Consider the following 3,238-nt stretch of genomic DNA (forward strand, 5'->3'; position numbering starts at 1 on the left):
AAATATGTCAGCTACGCTGACGCAAATCTCGCGCCAAGTCTCGCGAGCGAGACTTGAATATACCGTATTTAAGCTCAAATATTGTATATGTGGAGAATACAAGAGGTGAATGTTGACAAAAAAACGAGAAATCAATACACTTGTTTGTGTATAGTTGACAAAAAACAAAGAATGAAAGGAGACAAATATGGGGAGAAGGCAAATACGAAATGTGTTAAGGGGAATGAAAAAGAAAATCTATTTAATAACTTCAATAATGGTAATGCTGGCCTTGATGGGATGCGGAAAAGACAAGAAAACAGGAAATAATTTTTTTGAATTAGATAACCCGCAGAAAGTAGAAGTTTATGATTCTTGTAATGCTAATGAACCACCAATAGAGGTGACAGATCAAAAGGTAATTGCTGAGATTTGTGATTTGATACAGTCAGCAAAATTGGAAGAAGGCGGATCGCAAGGAGAAGGCGGATTTGGTGTAAAAGTGATTTGCAAATCGAAAGAGTATGATTTTGTATATTCAGCAAATGGAATTATGTATAAGGATAAGCATTATGATATTACAAATGATATAGACTTGCTTAATATAAAATACATAGCAGAGGCAGGGAATAGTCCATTTCGATTTATTGATCCAACGAAAATAGAAGTTCTTGATACCTGTGGTGCTACGGACCCTCCAATAGTGGTAACGGATCAAGAGCAAATTACCAAGATTTGCCATTTGATACAGTCGGCAGAATTAGAATCCGGTGGGGAGCCAGGAGAAGGTGGCTTTTCATTGAAAATCGTGTGTAGAGATAAGACATACGAAATTGGATGTGCCGGGGGTGGAATTACCTATGACGGCGAACATTATGATATTACAAATAGTGTTGATTTGACCGCAATATTAGAAATACTAAACGCGAATGATAAAGAATAGAGAGTAAAAAGGGACTGTGATGAACAGTCCCCTTTTATGTAAGTGCAATTTTGGAAGCTTTTAAAATGTCATATAAAAATTTAATCTCTTCTTTAGAACAATGATTTAATAATTCATTGAACTGTGGTTTAAGAGATAAATCGGAAAGCTCATTTTTGTCAAAGAGCAGTTCATCCGGTGAAACATTTAATTCTTTTGCCAAATCTATTAACACTTGCAAACTGAGTTTGGTATTGCCGGTTTCAATATGACTCATGTGAGTCGTGGAAATGCCTATTTTTGATGGAAGTTCTTCTTGTGAAAAGGAATGTGCCTTTCGTATATGGCGAATCCGCTGCCCAATTCCGTAGTAATCAATTGAATACATAATATGATACCTATCTATCTTGTCTGTATGGTTTATATCTACTTGAATTATATACGCAGAAAATATATAATTTAATAAACTATATAGACGAAAATATGCCTATTTGGTTCATATATGAGACTTGTAGTGGACATTCTATTTTAGCAAGAGTAGGAAAGCGAGGTAAACTATGCAGAAACGGAGTATATGCAAGATACTGTCAATAGTATACTTAATATTGGGATGTATAGGATCAGCAATTATAGCTTATGCATATGGATATAGGACGGTAGAGAATGTTAATTATTTTAATGGGGAAACTACAACAAGACTGGTGAGAGATTCGGCTTTAACTGCTGGAATATTTGGTGGAGCAATAAGTGTAGTTATTATTGTAACAATTCTTTTGTATGTATTTGGAGATATACATGAGAAAATTAGATTTATGGCCAGTCAAAGCCATAATATTACGACTTTACTTAAAGATTTGAAAGAGAATGCAGGAAACATGCCTACAGATAATGAGCATAATCAAGTAGCCCCGATGACAAATAATTTACCACCTCAATAAATGAAAACAGAAACTTTTTTATTATGTGTCTCATATATGAAAGAAAATTCAAAAATAGCAAGAGAATCGATTTCCCTATAATCCTTTAAGGAAAATCGATTCTTTTATTTGGAAAGAAGAAGGCGCGTGATTACTAATAATGGTCAGAAAGTCTGATTGAATTATTTTTTTGTACGAAGTATATTCTATTTAAAATCTATTTGGCTTATGAAAGCCATTATCTATATTATCATTGGCAATATGCATTTTTGTTGAGTTCAAGATAATTTATTTGAGAAATTTTTTCATTTCTTTTTATTGTCCTTGGTAATATCCGTGAGTGACTAGAATCGAGTCACCAAAATCCATTTTGTATTTGTAATATTTTTAATTAAGGGAGGGATGTAAAATCGACTATTATGTAGAACAATTAAAAGAGCAACTTTATCAAACAGAAAAATTGTTGCAAGAAGCGAAGATGCACAAAAATAAAGCGGAATCGGATAGGAAAAAACGCGAAATTGTGTGCTATTCCAAAAGAAAAAAGGGTTATCAATATTATTTGAAACAAAATAATGGAACCCGCGAATATGTGAAGAAAGATAATTTGAATCAGGTTCGTGAAATTTTACAGGCAGATTACGATAACCAGATCTGCGATGTACTGGAAAAAGAATCTCTACTGATTCGGCAATTTTTGAATCAATATAACCCGGATATGGTTAAGATGACTTATGAAAATCTAAGCGAGGCCAGAAAGGAAATGATTCATCCGATTGTATGCCCGGATGAAGAATTTATTCAAATGTGGTTAAAAAATCATGAGGGGCAAAAGAATGATTACCCCGAAAAGACTAGCTATTTAACCGCAAGAGGGGAGACAGTTCGATCGAAATCTGAAAAAATACTGGCAGATTTGTTTCACAAATATCAGATTCCATACAGCTATGAGAGTAAGTTATGCTTATCTAATGGAGCCGTAATTTATCCGGATTTTGTTCTATTAAATATTCGTACGCGAAAGACGATTGTATGGGAACATTTTGGAATGGTTCAAAATCCCGATTATGCCCAGCGTACTTTCCATAAATTGGATATGTATGAGAAAAATGGATTTGAGTTGGGAAAGAATTTAATTTTCACTTTGGAATCAAATGACATTTTGTTGGATGTTGCAGCAATTGAAGTAAAAATAAAAAGATATTTATTATAGACACGCAAAAGAAGAATAGATAGCGCATAAGCGTGCCCTAATGTCAAAGCTCTGACATGCAAAAGAAGAATAGGCAGAGCCTATGCGTGTCTCAATGTTTAAGCTCTGACACGCGTATAGGTGCCCAACCTGCTCCACGCGTGTCACCACCCTGGGCACCCGACACGCGAGAACGCCGCGCACCCGCTCCACGCGTGTCACCACTCC

The 3,238-nt window shown here is 35.0% G+C and carries 4 protein-coding genes; 3 read left to right on the top strand and 1 reads right to left on the bottom strand.

The window, feature by feature from the left end:
- The first annotated feature begins 223 nt into the window (after positions 1–223).
- The gene (locus CSX02_RS07215; RefSeq protein WP_143248157.1) at positions 224–922 is read left to right on the top strand and encodes a hypothetical protein; all 699 of its coding nucleotides are present in this window, start codon (positions 224–226) and stop codon (positions 920–922) included.
- 34 nt (positions 923–956) lie between these two features.
- Here CSX02_RS07215 and CSX02_RS07220 read toward each other — a convergent pair whose 3' ends face one another.
- Entirely contained in the window at positions 957–1,289 is a 333-nt protein-coding gene (locus tag CSX02_RS07220; protein ID WP_242970439.1) for a helix-turn-helix domain-containing protein, read from the bottom strand.
- Between the two features lie 217 nt (positions 1,290–1,506).
- On the opposite strand from CSX02_RS07220, the gene CSX02_RS07225 reads away from it, so the two are divergent.
- Positions 1,507–1,839, top strand: coding sequence for a hypothetical protein (locus CSX02_RS07225; protein WP_189281416.1), 333 nt, complete (start codon positions 1,507–1,509; stop codon positions 1,837–1,839).
- 541 nt (positions 1,840–2,380) lie between these two features.
- A complete protein-coding gene (locus CSX02_RS07230; RefSeq protein WP_189281418.1) occupies positions 2,381–3,031 on the top strand; it encodes a hypothetical protein in 651 nt (216 codons plus the stop codon).
- Positions 3,032–3,238 lie beyond the last annotated feature (207 nt).

Source organism: Agathobacter ruminis, assembly GCF_002735305.1.
Classification (GTDB): Bacteria; Bacillota; Clostridia; order Lachnospirales; family Lachnospiraceae; genus Roseburia; species Roseburia ruminis.